This window comes from Delftia sp. HK171, from assembly GCF_001886655.1.
GTDB lineage: Bacteria > Pseudomonadota > Gammaproteobacteria > Burkholderiales > Burkholderiaceae_C > Comamonas > Comamonas acidovorans.
On sequence record NZ_CP018101.1, the window covers coordinates 5,583,590 to 5,601,780 of the forward strand.

Consider the following 18,191-nt stretch of genomic DNA (forward strand, 5'->3'; position numbering starts at 1 on the left):
TCAGGAAGAATGGCGTATGCCCTTCTTGAGCTTGAAGGACAGCAGCACCATGAGCACGCCGAAGACCACCGCATACGTGGCCAGCACCCAGAGCATGGCCATCATGCCCGCGCCTGGCTGGGCCAGCACGAAGGCGCCGAACAGCACGGACAGCACGCCGCCCAGGATCAGCAGCCACTCGCCCGTGATCTCCTTGCGCAGCCGCACGGCCGCCACGATCTGCAGCAGGCCCGTGACCAGGGCCCAGGCGCCGATGTACAGCGTCATCACCAGCGCCGTGACGCCGGGCGCGACCACGGTGAGCACGCCCACCACCACGCCGGCCAGGCCCCACAGCAGCAGCACCCACCAATGGCGCATCTGGTCGCGCCCCTGGATGGCCGAGTACACGCCCAGCAGGCCATCGACAAAGGTGAAGGCGCCGAAGGTCAGCACCAGCGCCGCCAGCGATACCGCCGGCTGCGCCCAGGTCAGCACGCCGAAGGCGATGGCGACCAGGCCGCGCAGCAGCAGCACCCACCAGGTGCGGTGAAGAATCGTGGACAGCGGATTGGGGCTCATGGATGCTCCTTCAAAACAGTCCCCATGACCTTGGAGCAGGCCCGCAACACTGTCTGTAGGCCAAGGCCGGCTTGGCGGCGGACCCTGACCTGGATCAATCCAGTTGCAGCAGCACGGGCTGGTGGTCCGAGAGCCTTGTGTCGCTGTCCACGGCCCAGCCACGCACATGGCCGCGCAGGCTGTCGCTGACCCAGGCGAAATCGCAGGCGCCGGGCTCGGGACCCCACTGGCGGTCGAACAACCGGAAGGTGGGTGGCTGGGGCTGGTCCGGGTGCAGCACGCTCCAGCTGTTGTGCCACTGGCCGGCGCTCAGGGCGCCCTGCTCGCCGGCCGCCCAGGGGGCGGACAGGCCGGCGTACTCGTCCTCATGCGGCTCGAAGTTGAAGTCGCCGCAGAGCACGGCATGCGGCGTGTGCGGCTTGGTCTGCTGGGGCGAGCCGTCGCTGGCGGGCTGGGGCGGCGCCTCGGCCTGGCCCAGGGCCTCGATCTGCAGAGAACGCAGCGCCAGCGCCTGGGCCATGCGCTGGCGGCGCGAGAAATATTCGAGGTGGGTGCTCATCACGCGCACGGGGCCCAGTGCGGCATCCATCACGGTCACTGCCGTGCAGCAGCGCGGCATGCTGCGCACGCCGCCATCGTGCGGATACGGCAGGCGGTGGTGGGCCAGTTGCAGCACCGGCAGGCGCGTGGCCACCAGGTTGCCAAAGCGCTGCCGGCCCACGGCCGTGAACTCGTCCACGGCGGCGCCGAAGAAGACCTTCCAGCCTTCGGGCAGGGCCTGGCGGATCTGCGCCACCTGGTCGCCGGGCGCGCCCTCCAGGCCGGGATAGTGGATGGCGATTTCCTGCAGGCACAGCACGTCGATATCGGCCATGGACAGCGCATGCGCCACGATGCGCTCCGGGTCCATGCGGCCGTCCAGGCCCAGGCACCATTGGGTGTTCCAGGTGAGGATCTGCATCATGCGGGCAGCGGCTCGCGCAGCTGGAACAGGTTGCCTTCGGGGTCCATGGCGTTGCAGACGCGAAAGCCAGGACCCTGCCAGGACTGCTCCCACAGCTGGCCGCCATGGGCGATGACCAGGGGACGAACGGCCGCGAAGCTGGTCACGGTGGCAAAGAATTTGAGGGCGACGTTCTCGCGCGGCTGGGGTGGCTCGGTGATGGTGATGTGCCGCGCAATCGCCTCGGGAATGGCGTGCAGCACCAGTTGCAGGTCCGGCGACTGCAGCACCATGAGCTCGCTCGTGTGGTGCAGCATGCGCATGGCCAGCACCTCCATGTAGAACAGCGCCAGCCGGTCAGGCTGCTTGGCGTAGATGAACAGACCTGCGGATGCGGGACCGGACATGGTGGACCTCGGGGTGAAAGGCTGGGACAAGGAACTTTAGCACCGCCCTCACTTGATCCCCGCACGCATGAAGCTCTGCACGAACTGGCGCTGGAACAGCACGAAGGCCACCAGCAGCGGGCCCGAACTCATCAGCGTGGCGGCCGTGATGGTGGCCCACTCCACGCCCGACTCCACGCTGGAGAACACCTGCAGCCCCACGGTGAGCGGGCGCGCCTGCACGCTGTTGGTGATGATCAGCGGCCACAGGAAGTTGTTCCAGTGAAAGCTCACCGACACCAGCGCAAACGCCAGGTACACGGGCCGCGCCAGCGGCACGTAGACGCGCCACAGGATCTGCAGGGTGCTGGCGCCCTCCACCCGCGCGGCCTCGTCCAGTTCCCGGGGAATGCCCAGGAAGGTCTGGCGCAGCAGGAAGATGGCAAAGGCCGATGCGAAGTACGGCAGGCCGATGCCCAGCAGCGTATCGACGGCGCCCAGGCGCGACAGGGTCTGGTAGTTCGCCACCAGCAGGATGTCCGGCATGATCATCAGCTGCACCAGCACCAGGGCAAAGGCCAGGCCCTGGCCGCGAAAGCGGTAGCGCGCAAAGGCATAGGCGGCCAGCGTGCCCAGCACCAGCTGGGCCGCCAAAATCATGACCACCAGCACGGCCGTGTTCAGGAAATAGCGCGCAAAGGGCGCGGCCTGCCAGGCACGGCGAAAGTTCTCCAGCGTCCAGGGCGCGGCCAGGTCGAAGCGTGCCGAGTATTCGGGCGGATGGAAGGCCGTCCAGAACGCATAGGCCAGCGGCAGTATCCACAGCAGGGCCAGCAGCCAGGCGGCCAGCGTGTCCAGCCATGTGGCGCCATACAGCGCGGGCGGCGCATGGCGCGGGGCAATGGGTGCGGCGCTCATTGGTAGTGCACCTTCTTGTCGAGCACGAAGAACTGCAGCAGCGCCACGGCCGCCAGCACGGCGACCAGCACCACGGTCAGGGCCGCCGCATAGCCCGTGTCCCAGAACTTGAAGCCCACCTCGTACAGGTGATAGAGCAGCAGCGTGGAGGCGTTGTCCGGCCCGCCGCGCGTGAGGATGAAGAGGTGGTCCACCAGGCGGAAGGCATTGATCACCGCATTGACCAGCACGAACAGCGTGGTCGGCATCAGCAGCGGCCACTGCACGCGGCGCAGGAAGTACCAGCGCGAGGCCCCCTCGATGGCCGCCGCCTCCTTGAGGCTGGGGTTGAGGGTCTGCAGCGCGGCCAGGTAGAAGATCATGAAAAAGCCCGCCTCCTTCCACACCGCCACCACGGTCACGCAGGCCAGCGCCGTGGACGGGTCGCCCAGCCAGTTGTGCGCGGGAAGGCCCAGTGCGCCGCGCAGCTGCTCCAGCAGTCCGTACTGCGGGGTGTAGAAGAACAGCCAGATGTTGGCCACGGCAATCATGGGCAGCACCGTGGGCGTGAAATACGCCATGCGCATGAAGGCGCGGCCGGCCAGCCTCTCGTTGACCCACAGCGCCATGGCCAGCGCCAGTGCCATGGACAGCGGAATCGTGGCCGCCGCGAACCACAGGTTGTTGCGCACGGCCTGCCAGAACACCGGGTCGTCCACCATGACGGCGTAGTTCTCCAGCCCCACCCATGGCCCCGGCTGGCCGCCGCGCGGCGTGGCATGCAGGCTGTCGATCAGCGTGGCCACGGCCGGCCAGTGCGTGAAGGCCACCAGCAGCACCAGCGCCGGCAGCAGCATCAGCCAGGCATGGACGGCCTGGCGGCCGCGGACAAGGGAGGCGGGAGCGTAGCTCATGCGGTCAGCGGCACTGCGCCATCACTTGTAGCGGCGCAGGATGCGGTCTGCTTCCTTTTGCGCATCCTGCAGGGCCTGGGCCGAGGTCTTGCTGCCGTTGAGGGCGGCCTGCACGGCGTCGTTGAGCACCTTGGTCACGCGCTGGTTCTCATGCGTGGAGAACTCGGCCACCGATACCGGCAGCTGGTCGCGCGCCACCAGGGCCTGCGGGAAGTCCTGGCCGTACTTCTTGAGCGCGGGCGTGTCATAGGCGGCGGGCGAGACGGCCACGTAGCCGCTGTCCATGCTCCACTGCGCGGCCAGCGGGGGCTGGGTGACCCACTTCATGAACTGGAAGGCCGCCTCCTGCTGCTCCCGGGGTGCCTTCTTGAACAGGTAGAAATTGCCGCCGCCCGTGGGCGAGCCCTTGCGCACATTGCCTGCGATCTGGCCCACGCCGAAGTCGAATTTGGCATTGGCACGGATATTGGTCAGGTTGCCCGTGGTGGTGACGATGATGGCGGCCTTCTTTTCCATGAAGTCCTTGGGCGTAGTGCCCCACTCCACCACGCCGGCCGGGTGCACGCCCTCCTTGACCAGGCCCACCCAGAAGTCCAGCGCCTCCACTACCTTGGGGCTGTCCAGCGTGACCTGGGTGCCGGCCTCGTTGGCCAGCAGCACGTCATTGGGCGTGGTCAGGGTCTGCAGCATCCAGTAGGCAAAGCCGGTGGACGGGATCTGTATGCCGTACTGCACGACCTTGCCGCTGGCGTCCTTCTTCGTCAGCCTGTGGGCGGCTTCCTTGAGTTCCTTCCAGTTCTGCGGCGCCTTGTTCGGGTCCAGGCCGGCTTCCTTGAAGGCTTCCTTGTTGTAGTACATGACCACGGTGGAACGCTGGAAGGGCACGCCCCAGGTCTTGCCGCCCGTCTGGCTGTTGGCCATGAAGGCCGGATAGAAGCCCTTGAGCCAGGCCCGGTCGGCATCGGTCTTCACGAAGTCGTCGATGGGGGCGATGGCGTCCTCGTCGATCAGCGTGAACATGTCGGTGGACAGCAGCACCGAGCTGGCCGGCGGCTTGCCCGACTTGTGGGCCGTCAGCGCCTTGACGATGGTCTCCTGGTAGGTGCCCGCATAGACGGGCGTGATCCGGTACTGCGGATGGGCCTTGTTGAACTCGGCCGCATAGCCGTCGATCACCTTGGTGATGGGGCCGCCCACGGCCACGGGGTAGTAGAACGGCACCTCCAGCGGCGTCTGCGCGCTGGAGGTGTTCAGCAGGCCCGTGGCGGCCAGGGCGGCTGCGGCTGCGAGGGTTTTGAGGAAGGCATGGCGTTGCATGGCGGACTCTCCTGGAAGGTGCTTCGGGTGCGAAAGCCGGAACGGCTGAAACGGCTGAAACGGTGAATTGGCGAAGGAATTGGGGGCCGGTGCCTCGGAATCAGGCCGTGCAGCGCCGCCCCTTTTCGTCAAAGAAATGCGTGGCCTCGCGCGCCCAGCGCAGGCCCACGAGCTGGCCCGGCTGCAGGCCGCCGAGCTGGCTGCCAGCGGTGCGCACCATCAGTTGCTCGCTGCCCACGCGGCAGCGCAGCACCAGATCGGCGCCCAGGTATTCGAGGCTTTCGATGTCGGCAGCCACCACGGGGCCGCTGCCGACATCGCCCTGGAGCGACAGGCGCATGTCCTCGGGCCTGACGCCCAGCCAGCGCGCCTGGCCCGGCTGCTGCAGGCCGGCGGGCGCGGCGCTGGCATGGCTGCCCGCGATGTGCAGGCCGTCGAGGCGCGCGATGTTCATGGCCGGCGTGCCGATGAAGCGCGCGGCAAAGGTGGTGGCGGGCCGGCTGTAGATCTCCTGGGGCGCGGCGCACTGCTCCACGCGCCCCTGGCTGAGCAGCACCACCTGGTCGGCCATGCCCATGGCCTCGGCCTGGTCGTGCGTGACATAAACCACGGTCAGGCCCAGGCGCCGCTGCAGCTCGCGCAGCTCGGTGCGCATTTCCTGGCGCAGCTGGGCGTCGAGGTTGGACAGGGGCTCGTCCATCAGGCAGACCCGGGCCTGAGCCACCAGGGCGCGGCCCAGCGCCACGCGCTGCTGCTGGCCGCCCGACAGCTGGCCGGGCCGGCGCGCCAGCAGCGCGTCCAGGCCCAGCAGCGCGGCGGCCTCGTCGATGCGCCGGCGCGCCTCGGCCGCCGGGACCTTGCGCACGGACAGGCCGAAGCCGATGTTCTGCGCCACCGTCAGGTGCGGGAACAGCGCGTAGTTCTGGAACACCATGGCAATGCCGCGCCGTGCGGGCGGCAGGTGGGTGACGTCCTGGCCATCGATGCGCACGCGGCCCGAGGTGGCGCTTTCCAGGCCCGCGATGATGCGCAGCGTGGTGGACTTGCCGCAGCCCGAGGGACCGAGCAGCACGCAAAAGGATCCGGGTTCAATGCGCAGATCCAGCGCCTGCAGTGCCGTGGTGCCGCCCCAGGACTTGGCGACACCTTCCATCTCGATCAAGGACATCACGCCAGTCTAGGAAGGCTGTGTGACAGGCCCGTGTCGCGCCACCGGCCTGGCGCCCCATGCAGCTCAGGCAGCAGGGTGCTGTCTGTGCCAATCCGTGGCCTGCTGGAACGCCCAGCCCGCGCGCACCAGCAGGTCTTCGCGGAAGTCGGGGGCCACGAACTGGAAGGCCACGGGCGCGCCCTCAGAAGTGCGTCCGCCGGGCAGCGTGATCGTGGGGCTGCCCGTGAGGTCGAACGGGCAGGTGTAGCGCAGCATGCCCGAGAACAGCTCGGCATCGGAGCCGAAATGCGCCATGCGTTGCAGCGTGGGGGCCGCAAAGGCCGTGGCGGGGACCAGCAGCAGATCCACCTGCGCGAAGAGTGCACGCACCCGGCCCGTGAAGTCCGCGCGGCGCAGCAGCAGCCGCTGGTAGTCGGTGGCGGACAGGCCCAGCCCCAGGTCGATCAGCCCGGCGAGCCCGGGGCCATAGGCCTCGCGCCGTGCAGGGAACGTGGCGCCGTGCGCCACGGCGGTCTCCACCGCGCACAGCGCCGGCCAGTCCTCCACCGCCTGGGTGGCATCGGGAAAGCGGACTTCCTGCACGCTGGCCCCCAGGCGCTGCGCCACCGCCAGGGCCTGCTCCACCGCCTGGCGGGAGGGGGCATCCACGCCGTCCAGTGCCCATTGCCGGTCCATGCCCAGGCGCAGGCCGGAGAATCCGCGCGTCATCATGGCCAGATAGTCGGGCACGCTGCACTGGCTGGCCGTAGGGTCCAGCGGGTCCGCCCCGGCGATGGCCGCGAGCATGGCTGCGGCATCGGCAGCACTGCGCGCCATCGGGCCTATGTGGTCCAGGGACGCGGCCAGTTCGAAGGCGCCGTGGCGGCTCACCCTGCCCCAGGTGGGCTTGAGCCCCGTGATGCCGTTGGCGGCCGATGGAAAGCGGATGGAGCCCCCGGTGTCCGTGCCCAGCGATCCGAAGCACAGCCCCGCCGCCGTGGCCACGCCCGAGCCGCTGGACGAGGCGCCGGGCCACAGCTGGGCGCCCCAGGGGTTGACGGGGGCAGTGATCTCGGGATGGTGGTCGGCGAAGGCGCCTTCGGTCTGCTGCAGCTTGCCCAGGATGACGGCGCCGGCCTCGCGCAGCCTGCGCACCACGGTGGCATCTTCCGTGGGGCGATGGTCGCGGTGCAGCGTCATTCCATGCGTGGTGGGGACGCCCCGGGTCCACAGCAGGTCCTTGAGCGCCAGCGGCACGCCGTGCAGCGCACCACGGCGGCGGCCCTGCGCGATCTCGGCGTCGGCGCGGCGGGCGTCCTCCAGCGCCTGCTGCGCCATCACCGTCACGTAGCTGTGCAGCCGCGCGTCCACGGCCTCGATGCGCGCCAGCATGTGGCGGGTCACCTCTTCCGAGGAAATGCGGCGGGACTGGATCTCACGCCCCACCTCCAGCAGTTCGAGATGGTGCAGTTCGCTGTCGTTCATGGCATGTCTCCCGGCGCCCGGCTCCGGGGCGCCACCGTTGTTGCACTGGAAAAGCCGCACGGGACGCACGGCAGATCCATGCTAGGGAGCCGGCAGCCCCGACGCTTGTTCGTGAGGGACAGCGACCTTGCTCAGGCGGCCAGCAGGCTGCGGGGCGTGCAGCCGAACGCCTTGCGAAAGGCTCGGCTGAAGTGCGCCGCATCGGAGAATCCATGCGCGAAGGCCGCCTCGGTCACGCTGGAGCAGCGCCCCTGCATCAGGGCCTGGCGGCTGGCCTGCAACCGCAGCTGCCATACCAGGCCCATGGGCGTCTGGTTGCGCCGCGCAAAGGCCCGCGTCACGGTACGCGGCGAGACGTTGTGCTGCTGCGCCAGCCATTGCAGCGACAGCTCGGGCGAGCCCAGGTTGTCCTGGATGAACGCCTGGATGCGGCCGTGCAGGTCCCTTTCCGAGCGGGGCTGCACGGCCATTTCCTGCATCTCCAGCGCCAGGGCCAGCACATCGAGCAGCGCCATGCCGAAGCGCTGCGCCAAGGCATCACCGTGCGGCGCAGGCGGCATGGCGATGGCCTCGCCGAGCATGGCCCGCAGCGGCGCCACGGCCGGGGCATGGCCATGCAGCGCCCGGCCCGCGTGCAAGGGTGCACGGGCAAAGCGATTCAACAATTCGCTGCGCGGAATGCGCATCAGCAGGATATCGCGGGGCGCCACCGAGAATTCGAAAGGCTGCGCAGCGTCATAAAGCACCAGATTGCCCGCACTCAGCCGGGCCACTTGCCCGCCCTGGCGCACCTCGGCCTGGCCCTGGAGCAGATAGCCCAGCCACAGCTCATCGCGGGCATGCAGGCGCAGGTGGGCTGCGTTGCGCACCCAGCGGTGGCTGGGCGCCGACATGGCACTGATCTCCAGCAGTCCCAGGGAGCGCACGGACAGCGTGGCCCCGAAGCCGCCGGGACCTGCACCATCCCCCTGCGCGCGGTGGCTGTCGGCCGGGATGCAGTGGCGGCAGACCACCTCGTGCCAGTAGTCGAAACGATGGCGTGGCTCCTGCGAATGGGTAGAGTATTCGAGCTGCATGGCAGCGCCCAGTATCCGCAGGCGGCCGCCGGCTGGCACCCCGGTGTTTACCCAAAGGCCCGGGGTGCCGCGACGGCGGCGCTGCCAGGCACGGCTCAGCTGTGGCCCGGAGCCCGGTTCAGCAGATGCGTGCGCTGGTCGGCGCTCAGCGACAGGTAGCGCTCGTAGTGGCGCAGGATGTCGGCGATGACTTCCTCGCTGCGCAGGTACTGGATGTCGTGGCCCAGGCGTCCGTCCTCGAAGAAGGTGATGGGCTCGTAGACATGGCGGCGCTCCTGCTCGCTGGCCGCCTCGCTCACCAGGAAGGTGGGCACCGTGCGGCGCGTGGCGCGCACGCCGTAGACGAAGTCGCGCAGCGAGGGATCGGGCACGGTCAGGCGCACGGCGCCCTCGCCATCCAGGTCCTCGGTGACCACGGCCTGCACGCCGCGCCTTTGCATCTCGGCGGCCACCTCGTTCATGGCCGGCAGCACCACGCCAGCCAGGAACCTGCGCACATCGGCGCGCGAGGGCTGGTGCACGATCTGCTCCAGGCGCTTGCGCCAGTGCTGGCCGCTCCAGAAGCTGGTGGCCGGAGCCAGGTCGGGCGAGAAGTGCGCGCGGTCGGCCTGCAGGCCGCGCCACAGCCCGTAGCACAGGGCCAGCATGATGACGGCCACCGGCAGGGCCGCCACCAGGGTCATGGCCTGCAGCGCCTTGAGGCCGCCGGCCAGCATCAGCACCATGGCCGTCACGCCCAGCACGGCAGCCCAGAACAGCCGCTGCCAGACCGGCGAACGCGCATGGCCGCGCGAGGCGATGTTGTCCACCACGAAGGCCCCGGAGTCCGCCGAGGTGACGAAGAACACCGCGATCAGCACGATGGTGAGCCAAGCCACGGGCTTGAACCAGGGCAGGTACTCGAAGAAGCGGAACAGCAGCGCATCCACGTTCGAGGCCGTCTGCCCCAACGCGCCCATGGCCACGTGGGTGTCTATCCAGATGGCGCTGTTGCCGAAGGCCGTCATCCACAGCAGGTTGAAGGCCGTGGGCACCAGCAGCACGCCGGTCACGAACTGGCGGATGGTGCGCCCGCGCGAGATGCGCGCGATGAACATGCCCACGAAGGGCGACCAGGAGATCCACCAGGCCCAGTAGAGGATGGTCCAGCCGCCGAACCAGCCTTCCTGGCTGGGCGGCTCGTAGGCGAAGGTGCGGAACGACAGCTGCACCAGGCCAGACAGGTAGTTGCCGATGTTCTCGCTCAGCGCCTCGAAGAGGAAGACCGTGGGCCCGGCCACGATGACGAAGGCCAGCAGGATGAAGGCCAGCACGAGGTTGAACTCGCTCAGGCGGCGCACGCCCTTGTCCAGGCCCGAGACGGCCGACAGCCCGGCCAGGCCGACCACGATGACGATGACCGAGATGCGGAACAGCGCCGTGGAGGTGTCCCATCCCGTCAGCGTGTGCAGGCCGGCGGCCAGCTGCAGCGCGCCATAGCCCAGCGTGGTGGCGATACCCGCGATGGTGCCCACCAGCGCGAAGGCATCCACGCTGTGGCCGATGGGGCCGTTGATGCGCTTGCCCAGCAGCGGGTACAGGCCCGAGCGCATGGTCAGCGGCAGGTTGTAGCGAAAGCCGAAGTACGCCAGCACCAGGCCCATGGTCCCGTAGACGGCCCAGGCATGAAAGCCCCAGTGGAAGAAGGTGGACTGCAGCGCCTCGCGCGCGGCAGCCGGCGTGGAAGGCACGGCCGTGGGCGGCTTGAGGAAATGCTGCAGCGGCTCGCCCACGCCGAAGTACATCAGGCCGATGCCCATGCCGGCGGCGAACAGCATGGCGGTCCAGGAGATGAAGCTGAACTCGGGCTCCGCATCATCGGGACCCAGGCGGATATCACCGAAACGGCTGGACGCGACGAAGATCAGAAAGACCAGGAACAGCGTGACCGAGACGGCATAGAACCAGTCCATGTGCCCCACCACCCAGGCCTGGGCGCTGGAGAACAGCCGGTCGGCGCTGTCGGGCATGAGGCCGCAGTACAGCAGCAGCAGGCCCAGCACCAGCAGGGAAGGAATGACGACGGGGCCGGAGAACGTGATGCGCGGTGCAGGCTCGGCAGGCGATGGCGTGGCCGCCTGCGGTGCATCCGGTGGCGCGGGTGGCGCCGGTCGGGGATCGGTGGTCGTGTCTGGCATATACCCTCTCTCTTGTGATCAATGGTGTGCCCGGGAACCGATTCGCAATGGTGGCGGCCCTGCCCTTGTGGGGCGGGCCCCGTTCCCTGCTCGGGGGATGTCCGCCGGGCAAAGGCCGCAAGTATGCAAGGGGCGGCGTGGAAGCAGGCGTCGGACGCCAACGCCAAAGGCTTCCGATTTGCTGACTTCAGGGCCGACGCCCCAGCACGCTGCTCCAGCGCGCCAGCGCAGCCAGTACGGCGGGCCAGAACACGGTATTGGCAATGTCGTGCAGGCTGGCGCCCCAGCGCCAATACCCCAGGCTCGCGATATCGTCGCGCATGTCCAGCAGCTCGCCCGTCATGGCCACCGCCAGGGCCGCCAGGAGGGGCGTCCAGCTGCCCAGGGGTCTGCGCAGCACGGCGCAGGCGGCCAGCGCCACCGTCAGGCCCACGTAGATATGCAAGGCGTCCTTGGACAGCCCCGAGGCACCCATGACGGCCATTTTGATGGTCTGGACAGCCGACGGCTCCATCCGCAGCTTTCAGCCGGCCAGCTTGGCCACCACGGCCGGGGCGATGACGCGGTGGGCCGGCGCCACGCCCAGCATGTAGATGCGGCCCAGCGCATTGTGCACATGGACCACGGTGGACATGGCGGCGGTGAAGGTGCCGGACGGCGCGCCCTCGGGGCTGGGCAGCCGCATGAGGGAGACCTGCACGTCCAGGTGCCGGTCGCTGTCGCCCAGGACCACTTCGCTGTCGCTCAGGGCATGGACACGGAAGATGCCGGCGCGGTCGCCCACGCGGTAGCTCGATGGCTGGCGCTGCGCATCGACGCCGCTGAGCGTGCCCAGGTCCTTGATGCCGAAGGGCGCCACCACGCGGTTGCGCAGGCGCATCAGAAAGTCGATCCAGCCCGGCGTGCGGCCCACGCAGCGCAGGTACAGCGCCATGGGACTGCTGCCGTCGTCCGGCAATTGCAGCTGGTAGCTGTCGTGGAAATAGGCGGTCTTGAGGCGGTCCTGCAGGGCGCTGCCTGCGGGAACCGGGGAGAGGATGACTTGTGCCATGGAGCGGAGGGTGATGAAAAAAGGGGGCGGTCCTGCAGCCATCATAGGCCGCAGGGCCGCCCCCTTGTCAGGGCGCCATCAACGCTGCATCAGCGCTTGTCGCTCACCTTGATGCGGGCGTTGGGAACCTCGCCGAACATCTCGGGCGCATACAGCGCCTCCACCCGCGTGGGCGGCAGCGCGAAGTCGCCGGCATTGTTCAGCCGCACGGTGTACTCCACGCGCGTATTGCCCTTGGGCAGGTACTGGTAGTAGGCGCGGTAGGCCTCGAAGCTGCGCTCTTCATAAGCCAGCCAGCCCGCGCCTTCCGCGCGCTCGCCGCCCGAGGCGATCTCCGAGTCGCGCCCCAGACCGCCGCCCAGGATGGTGGCGCCCGTGGGCACGGGGTCGGTGATGGCCACCCAGGTCATGTCGGTGCGGGCCTGCACCTCCAGCGTGACGCGCAGCACGTCGCCGCGCGAGTACTGGCCTGCGGGCAGGCTCTTGTCGGCCTGCTCCACGGGCTTGACCGTGCGCGTGACGGTGTAGCCGGCGCTGAACGGCGCCTTCAGCTGCACGGCCGCCACAGACTGCAGCGTGAGCCAGGGCTTGCCGGTGCCCTGCTGGGTCACCGTCAGCTGGCCCTTGCGGGCATCACCCACCGCGCTCCAGGGCAGGAACATGGTGTTGTTGCGCAGGCCGCCGACCACCGTGGTCGCGCCGAAGCTGGACGCCTGGTGGGCTGCGCCCTCGGTGTCGCTGGCGCGCATGCGCGTGACTTGGCTCCACTCCACGCGGGCCTGGGACGCGCCCAAAGCCGCCTGGGTGGCGCCCGTCACGGGCGTGGCCTCGAACTGCTGCGAGAAGCGCTGCAGTGCCAGCGCACCCCACAGGTTGGCCGTGGTCGTGCCCCAGGCGCCGTTGCTCTGGCGCGAGATGAAGCCGTTGGCCAGGCGCGGCAGCTCTTCCTTCCACGTCGGGTCGTCCATGTTGACCAGCATCAGGCGGGCCAGGTTGACCTCGGGGCCCTGCATCAGCCACCACCACTGGTCGTCCTGCTCATTGCTGAAGGCCACGCGCGTGCCCTGGTAGCTCAGGCGGGCACGCAGGATCTGCTGGGCCTGGGCCAGCTGCTGTTCGCGCTGGGGCAGCTCGCGCATGTGCTTGAGCAGGGCCACCCAGTCGATGACGGCATGCGTGGGCCAGTCGTTGGGCGCGATGGTGATGCTGTCGAGCATGCGCGGATTGGCGCGGCCCGTCAGCGCCAGCGCCTGGATGGCGGCCAGCTTGCGCATGTCCAGATCCTTGCGCGGGCTCCAGAAGCTGCGCTGGATGCGGCCTTCGACGAAGGCGATCAGGCCGTTTTCCATGCGCTCGCGCTCGGCCGCCGGCAGCACGAAGCGCTTGTCCACGCCCTGTGCCAGTGCCGAGAGGTTGAGCAGGTGGGCCGTCAGCGTATCGCTGCCGCGGGCCGCACGGCCCGAACCGTCGCCCGCCAGCGGGAAGTAGCTGGCCAGGCCGTCGCTGTCCAGGTAGCTGGGCAGCTGGCCCATGGTGGACTGCCACAGCGTGGCGTCGCTCATGCCCACAGCCTTGCTGGTGACCTGCTCCAGGCAGCTGTAGGGATAGCGCGCCCACCAGTCGCGCACGCCGGGCAGGCCTTCGGCCAGCTTGGGCGCCAGCGACATGCGCAGGCCGCCGCGGCCGGACAGTGCATCGGCCGGCAGCTGCACGGGCAGGTTGATGCTGCCATCGACCTGCATCAGCGTGCCCTGCTGCACCGTCAGCGGCACGGCCGGGATGATGCGCTGGCTGACCTTCAGCCTGTCGCTGGCCGGCTTGTCGCCGCCTGCGGTGTCGCGGGCCTCGATCTCCCAGATCAGCGCCTCGGCGCGCGTCTGGCCCAGCTGGGCCGGCGCCGTGACGTTCCAGGCCACCTCGCGCGCCTCGCCCGCGGGAATCTCCACGGTCTGCGCTGCCAGCTCCAGCAGCGTGGCACGCGGCGTGACCTGCACCTTCATGGCCTTGGCCGAGGTGTTGCGCAGCGTGACCATGGCACGGAACTGGTCCTCCTCACGCACCAGCGGCGGCAGGCCGCTGATGATCTGCAGGTCCTGGGCCGTGCGGATGGGCGCCTGGCCCGTGCCGAACATCGACACGCCATGGTCGGCCACCGCCACCACCTGGAAGGTGGTCAGCGAGTCGTTGAGCGGCACGCTGACCTGGGCCTTGCCCTGGGCATCGAGCACCACGCTCGGATTCCACAGCAGCAGCGTCTCGAACAGCTCGCGCGTCTGGCTGCGGCCACCGCCGCCGCCAGCGGCCACGGCCTTGCGGCCGTAGTGGCGCCTGCCGATCACCTCCATCTGCGCGGTCGAGGTCTGCACGCCCCACTCGCGGCGGCGCAGCATCGCGTCGGCCAGCTGCCAGCTGGTGTTGGGCATGAGCTCCAGCAGGGCCTGGTCCACGACCGCCAGCGCCACCTCGGCGCCAGCGGCGGGCTTGCCGTCGGGCAGCGTGGCGCTGATGGTGACCTTGGCGGTGCCGCGCACCTGGTAGCTGGCCTGGTCGGCCGTGACCTTGACGTCGATGCGGTGGGCCTTGGTGCCCACGCGGATCTCGGCCATGCCCAGGCGGTAGGCGGGCTTGGACAGATCGACCAGGGCCGTGGGCGCGATGTACTCCTTGCCCTCGTGCCAGAAGGCGTTCCACCATTCGCGCGGCGCCTTGAAGCCCCAGGTGAAGAAGCTGTACCAGGGCACCTCGCGCAGCCGCCCGCGCAGGGCCAGCACGCTCACGTAGACGTTGGGGCCCCAGTCGGGCTGGACCTTCAGCTCCACGGTGGGGTTCTGGCCATTGAGCTGCATGACCTGGGTGCTGACGATGCCTTCGCGTTCCACGGCGACCAGGGCCGTCGCATAGCGGAAGGGCATGCGCACCTGGAAGCGCGCGGTCTCGCCGGGCTCGTAGCTGCGCTTTTCGGGCAGCACGTCCATGCGGTCATGGTCCTCGCCGCCGAACCACAGTTCGCCCTGGCGCGTGACCCAGACGCTGGAGGCGGCCTGGGCGGGCCGGCCGTCCTTGTCGGAGGCGGTGACGATCAGCTCCACCTCGCCGGGCTGCGACAGCTGGGCCTCGCACTGCACCATGCCCTGGGCATCGCTGTTGCCCGTGCACACCGTGCCCATGGACTTGAGCGTGGTCTGGTTGTCGTAGCTGTAAAAGCCCCCCACCAGGCGCTTGCGGCTGCTGGTGGTGACGCGGGAGATGGCCTCGACCTTGACCGGCACGCCGGCCTGGGGCTTGCCGTCCACGCCCAGGGCCAGCGCCTGGAACTGCAGCTTGCGGCCCGTGGTGATCCAGCTTTCGGCGCGCACGCCGGCCACGATGGCCGCAGGCCACAGCATCTGCGTGCTGCGCAGGGTCTGCACCTCGCCATTGGGGTCAGCATAGGTGGCCTCGATCAGCAGCTCGCGCGGCTCGCGCAGCTTGGGCAGGTTCTCGATCTTGAGCTTGCCCAGTCCTTCACGGTCCAGCGTCACGGGCAGCTTGTCGGCCACCACCTTGCTGTCCTGGGAGGCCGTGGCCTCCTCGTCATCGCTCTGGCCCGTGTCCTGGGCGCTGCGCGGTGCCGAGAAGCTGAAGCCCTGCCAGTCGCTGCGGTCCATCCAGGTGGAGCGCACCAGGGCGGACACGCGCACCGGCAGGTTGGCGGCCGGGCCGCCGGAGACGTAGTTCACCTGCACCTGCACCGGCAGGCTGGAGACGCCGACCAGGGCCTGCTTGCCTTCGGGGCCCACGCGGCCTTCGAGCACGGGCAGGCGGAATTCCTCGACACGGAAACTGCCCGTGCCGAAGCGGCTGTTGCGCCCGCGCGAGCCATTGCCATCGCCGCGCAGCTCCACGGAGTACGAACCGAGCTTGGCGCCCTTGGGCACGGAGAAGCTGTTTTCGGCGCTCAGGCCGCCGGTGCCCGTGGAACGCCACTGCAGCGGCTGCGTGTACTGCTGGCCGCTGCCTTCATGGGTGATGACCAGTTGCGTGGGCCGCTGCTCGGGCAGCGCAAAGCCGCCCTGCCCCTGGCCGATGCCGGTCTGGGTGCGCATCAGGTGCTTCATGGACACGGTCTCGCCGGCGCGCAGCAGCGTGCGGTCGAAGATGGTGTGGGCCACCTCGTCGCGCTGGGCGCTGCGGCTGGTGGGCACGTTGAAGCGCCAGGACTCGATGCCGCGCTGCCAGTCGCTCCAGGTGAAGGCCAGCTCCTGCTGGCCGTCCTTGCCCTGGGCGCGTGCGCTGACGAAATAGGCCGGCGAGCGGTAGCCGACACCGCCCGTGCACTGGGGAGGCTCGGGCGACAGGCCTTCCAGGCGGGCCACGCCGCTGGCGTCGGTGGTGGCCGAGGTCAGCACCTTGCCATTGCAGTCGGAGACCTGGATCTTGGCATTGGCCACGGCCTGGCCCTTGTCCAGCGTGGTCACCCAGGCGGCCGCGTTCTCGCGGCCGAGCTTGAAGTGCACGGACAGGTTGGTCACCAGGGCGGAGGTGCGCACATACATGCTGCGCGCCGAGCCGTAGCGCTCATCGAGCAGCGACTGGCCCAGCAGCGGCGAGGCGATCTCGACCACGTGAAAGCCCGGCGTGAGCGGAATGCCCACCACCTCGAAGGGGCGCGGATCACCCTTGACGGGCTTGGGCAGCTCCAGCGTCTTGACGTCGCCCTGCCCGGCCAGCAGCGACAGCATGCGCGTCTGCACATAGTCGCGGTTTTCGTTGTCGATCACGGGCGGCAGCGGGCCCTTGATGTCGCGCGAGGCGCGCTTGCGGTCCATGTCGGAGGACTCGTAGTCGGCCACGCGGCGCATCCAGGCGATGATCTCGGCATCGCTGCCGGGCTGCTTGGTGCTCACGCGGCTGGCATCCAGGGACTTGGTGGCCAGCTCGGACTCCACATTGCGCAGCGTCACAGGCAGCAGGGCCGGGCCGTCCGGGCCTTCGGCATAGCGCTCGACGATGCCGAAGGGCGAGGCCGCGAACTTGGCCAGCGGCGGCAGCGCGCCCGTGGCCACCTGCAGCGGGAACATGTCGGCATTGCTCAGGCTGCGGCCCGCCGCGTCCTTGAACTGCGGAGGCAGCTCCACCGTGTAGCGCGCCTGGGCCTGCATGGTGGCCGGGAAGCTCAGGTTCTGCACCAGCGAATCCTCGCTGAGCTTTTCGCCGTATTCGCCGTCGATCACGGGCGCCACCTTGGAGGCGCCGCTGCTCAGGCGAATGCCTTCGGCCAGCTTGCGCGGCACGGGGGCATTGAAGTTCAGGCGCATGGGACGGATCGGCAGGCAGGCGGCCTGGGCGTTCTCGCGCTCGCAACTGAACTCGGCCGCGAAGGGCTCTCGCACGCGGTACTCGAAGCGCTTGTCCTGGCGGCTGGCCACGCCATTGGGCGTTGCGATGCCGGCGCCAAAAACCAGCTTCATGGTCGTGCCCGCCGTCAGCCGGCGGTTGCAGGCCAGCGTGGCGTACTGCAGCGGGTTCTTGGCGGCGGCCTTGTCCCAGCCGCGGTGCTTGAGCAGCTCGTCGCGCTCCTTGCCTTCGATCAGGCGCACGGGTATGCGCTCGCCCACGCCTTCGGCCGTGCACCACATGTGCTGCTGCAGGCTTTGCAAGGTGGCCGGGCCCGACAGGCGCAGCGCGAAGTACTGCTCCTCGTCGATCTGTTCATAGGTGTCGGGCGCCATGTCCAGCACGGCCGGGCCGCCGGTCTGGAACTGGTAGCTGGCAGCGCCCGTCACGGCCGTGCCCGCAGGCGACTTGTAGCCGGCCACCAGCTGGGCCGTGCAGCGCACGCCGGGCGGCAGGGCCTGCTTGAAGTCGAACACCCATTCCCGGTCGCTGTTCCAGCGGCCCGTGCCCTGGGTGGCCGCCGCATCGCTGCAGCTGAGCGTGACCGGCGCGGCCGCCTTGGGGTCGCCAAAGCGCACGGCCGTGCCATCGAACTGCACCACCACCTGCTCGACCTTGGCCACCTCTCCCTGCGGGCTGAACTGGCGCACGCCCACGGCCTGCGCCGTCAGCGCCGCCGATCCCAGCAGCAGGCCCAAACCCCACCGGCCCCAGGGCCGGCTGTGCGCCGGAGCCCCCTGCAACCCACCGATCGCTTTCTTGCGAAGCACCCCCATGGCAATCCCTTCTGTCGGGCTCAGATGGCCCGCTGTTTTCTTGGAATGAGCAGGCTTTCAGCACTGCGACGCGAGCTGTCCG

The 18,191-nt window shown here is 69.2% G+C and carries 13 protein-coding genes; all 13 read right to left on the reverse strand.

Going from position 1 to position 18,191, the window contains the following annotated elements; translation table 11 throughout:
• The 13 genes from BO996_RS24975 to BO996_RS25035 all read right to left on the reverse strand — a co-directional run bounded on the left by BO996_RS24975 (window position 1) and on the right by BO996_RS25035 (window position 18,109).
• A complete protein-coding gene (locus BO996_RS24975; protein WP_012207099.1) occupies window positions 1-561 on the reverse strand; it encodes an HdeD family acid-resistance protein in 561 nt (186 codons plus the stop codon).
• A 94-nt stretch (window positions 562-655) separates the two neighbouring features.
• The gene (locus BO996_RS24980) at window positions 656-1,525 is read right to left on the reverse strand and encodes an endonuclease/exonuclease/phosphatase family protein (RefSeq protein ID WP_071956659.1); all 870 of its coding nucleotides are present in this window, start codon (window positions 1,523-1,525) and stop codon (window positions 656-658) included.
• A complete protein-coding gene (locus BO996_RS24985) occupies window positions 1,522-1,911 on the reverse strand; it encodes a VOC family protein (protein ID WP_012207101.1) in 390 nt (129 codons plus the stop codon). The genes BO996_RS24980 and BO996_RS24985 overlap by 4 nt, the downstream gene beginning before the upstream one ends.
• A gap of 48 nt (window positions 1,912-1,959) precedes the next feature.
• Window positions 1,960-2,808 carry a carbohydrate ABC transporter permease gene (locus tag BO996_RS24990; RefSeq protein ID WP_012207102.1) on the reverse strand — a complete coding sequence of 283 codons (849 nt, stop codon included), beginning with the start codon at window positions 2,806-2,808 and terminating at the stop codon, window positions 1,960-1,962.
• A complete protein-coding gene (locus BO996_RS24995; RefSeq protein ID WP_071956660.1) occupies window positions 2,805-3,701 on the reverse strand; it encodes a carbohydrate ABC transporter permease in 897 nt (298 codons plus the stop codon). Before BO996_RS24995 ends, BO996_RS24990 begins: the two co-directional genes overlap by 4 nt.
• A 21-nt stretch (window positions 3,702-3,722) precedes the next feature.
• Window positions 3,723-5,018, reverse strand: coding sequence for an ABC transporter substrate-binding protein (locus tag BO996_RS25000; protein WP_071956661.1), 1,296 nt, complete (start codon window positions 5,016-5,018; stop codon window positions 3,723-3,725).
• Window positions 5,019-5,118: 100 nt separating this feature from the next.
• A complete protein-coding gene (locus BO996_RS25005; RefSeq protein ID WP_071956662.1) occupies window positions 5,119-6,186 on the reverse strand; it encodes an ABC transporter ATP-binding protein in 1,068 nt (355 codons plus the stop codon).
• A 66-nt stretch (window positions 6,187-6,252) separates the two neighbouring features.
• Window positions 6,253-7,653, reverse strand: coding sequence for an amidase (locus BO996_RS25010; RefSeq protein ID WP_071956663.1), 1,401 nt, complete (start codon window positions 7,651-7,653; stop codon window positions 6,253-6,255).
• 131 nt (window positions 7,654-7,784) lie between these two features.
• Window positions 7,785-8,729: a helix-turn-helix domain-containing protein gene (locus tag BO996_RS25015; RefSeq protein WP_071956664.1), complete on the reverse strand. Its 945-nt coding sequence runs from the start codon at window positions 8,727-8,729 to the stop codon at window positions 7,785-7,787.
• A gap of 95 nt (window positions 8,730-8,824) precedes the next feature.
• Window positions 8,825-10,906: a BCCT family transporter gene (locus BO996_RS25020; RefSeq protein ID WP_071956665.1), complete on the reverse strand. Its 2,082-nt coding sequence runs from the start codon at window positions 10,904-10,906 to the stop codon at window positions 8,825-8,827.
• A 187-nt stretch (window positions 10,907-11,093) separates the two neighbouring features.
• Entirely contained in the window at window positions 11,094-11,390 is a 297-nt protein-coding gene (locus BO996_RS25025) for a hypothetical protein (RefSeq protein WP_083571195.1), read from the reverse strand.
• A gap of 39 nt (window positions 11,391-11,429) precedes the next feature.
• The gene (locus BO996_RS25030; protein ID WP_013800955.1) at window positions 11,430-11,957 is read right to left on the reverse strand and encodes a DUF2867 domain-containing protein; all 528 of its coding nucleotides are present in this window, start codon (window positions 11,955-11,957) and stop codon (window positions 11,430-11,432) included.
• Window positions 11,958-12,046: 89 nt separating this feature from the next.
• Window positions 12,047-18,109: an alpha-2-macroglobulin family protein gene (locus BO996_RS25035; RefSeq protein WP_071956667.1), complete on the reverse strand. Its 6,063-nt coding sequence runs from the start codon at window positions 18,107-18,109 to the stop codon at window positions 12,047-12,049.
• Window positions 18,110-18,191 lie beyond the last annotated feature (82 nt).

Bases quoted from the DNA above. Each gene is read 5' to 3' on its own strand.
- BO996_RS24975 (WP_012207099.1), bottom strand. From the start codon at position 561: ATGAGCCCCAATCCGCTGTCCACGATTCTTCACCGCACCTGGTGGGTG.
- BO996_RS24980 (WP_071956659.1), bottom strand. From the start codon at position 1,525: ATGATGCAGATCCTCACCTGGAACACCCAATGGTGCCTGGGCCTGGAC.
- BO996_RS24985 (WP_012207101.1), bottom strand. From the start codon at position 1,911: ATGTCCGGTCCCGCATCCGCAGGTCTGTTCATCTACGCCAAGCAGCCT.
- BO996_RS24990 (WP_012207102.1), bottom strand. From the start codon at position 2,808: ATGAGCGCCGCACCCATTGCCCCGCGCCATGCGCCGCCCGCGCTGTAT.
- BO996_RS24995 (WP_071956660.1), bottom strand. From the start codon at position 3,701: ATGAGCTACGCTCCCGCCTCCCTTGTCCGCGGCCGCCAGGCCGTCCAT.
- BO996_RS25000 (WP_071956661.1), bottom strand. From the start codon at position 5,018: ATGCAACGCCATGCCTTCCTCAAAACCCTCGCAGCCGCAGCCGCCCTG.
- BO996_RS25005 (WP_071956662.1), bottom strand. From the start codon at position 6,186: ATGTCCTTGATCGAGATGGAAGGTGTCGCCAAGTCCTGGGGCGGCACC.
- BO996_RS25010 (WP_071956663.1), bottom strand. From the start codon at position 7,653: ATGAACGACAGCGAACTGCACCATCTCGAACTGCTGGAGGTGGGGCGT.
- BO996_RS25015 (WP_071956664.1), bottom strand. From the start codon at position 8,729: ATGCAGCTCGAATACTCTACCCATTCGCAGGAGCCACGCCATCGTTTC.
- BO996_RS25020 (WP_071956665.1), bottom strand. From the start codon at position 10,906: ATGCCAGACACGACCACCGATCCCCGACCGGCGCCACCCGCGCCACCG.
- BO996_RS25025 (WP_083571195.1), bottom strand. From the start codon at position 11,390: ATGGCCGTCATGGGTGCCTCGGGGCTGTCCAAGGACGCCTTGCATATC.
- BO996_RS25030 (WP_013800955.1), bottom strand. From the start codon at position 11,957: ATGGCACAAGTCATCCTCTCCCCGGTTCCCGCAGGCAGCGCCCTGCAG.
- BO996_RS25035 (WP_071956667.1), bottom strand. From the start codon at position 18,109: ATGGGGGTGCTTCGCAAGAAAGCGATCGGTGGGTTGCAGGGGGCTCCG.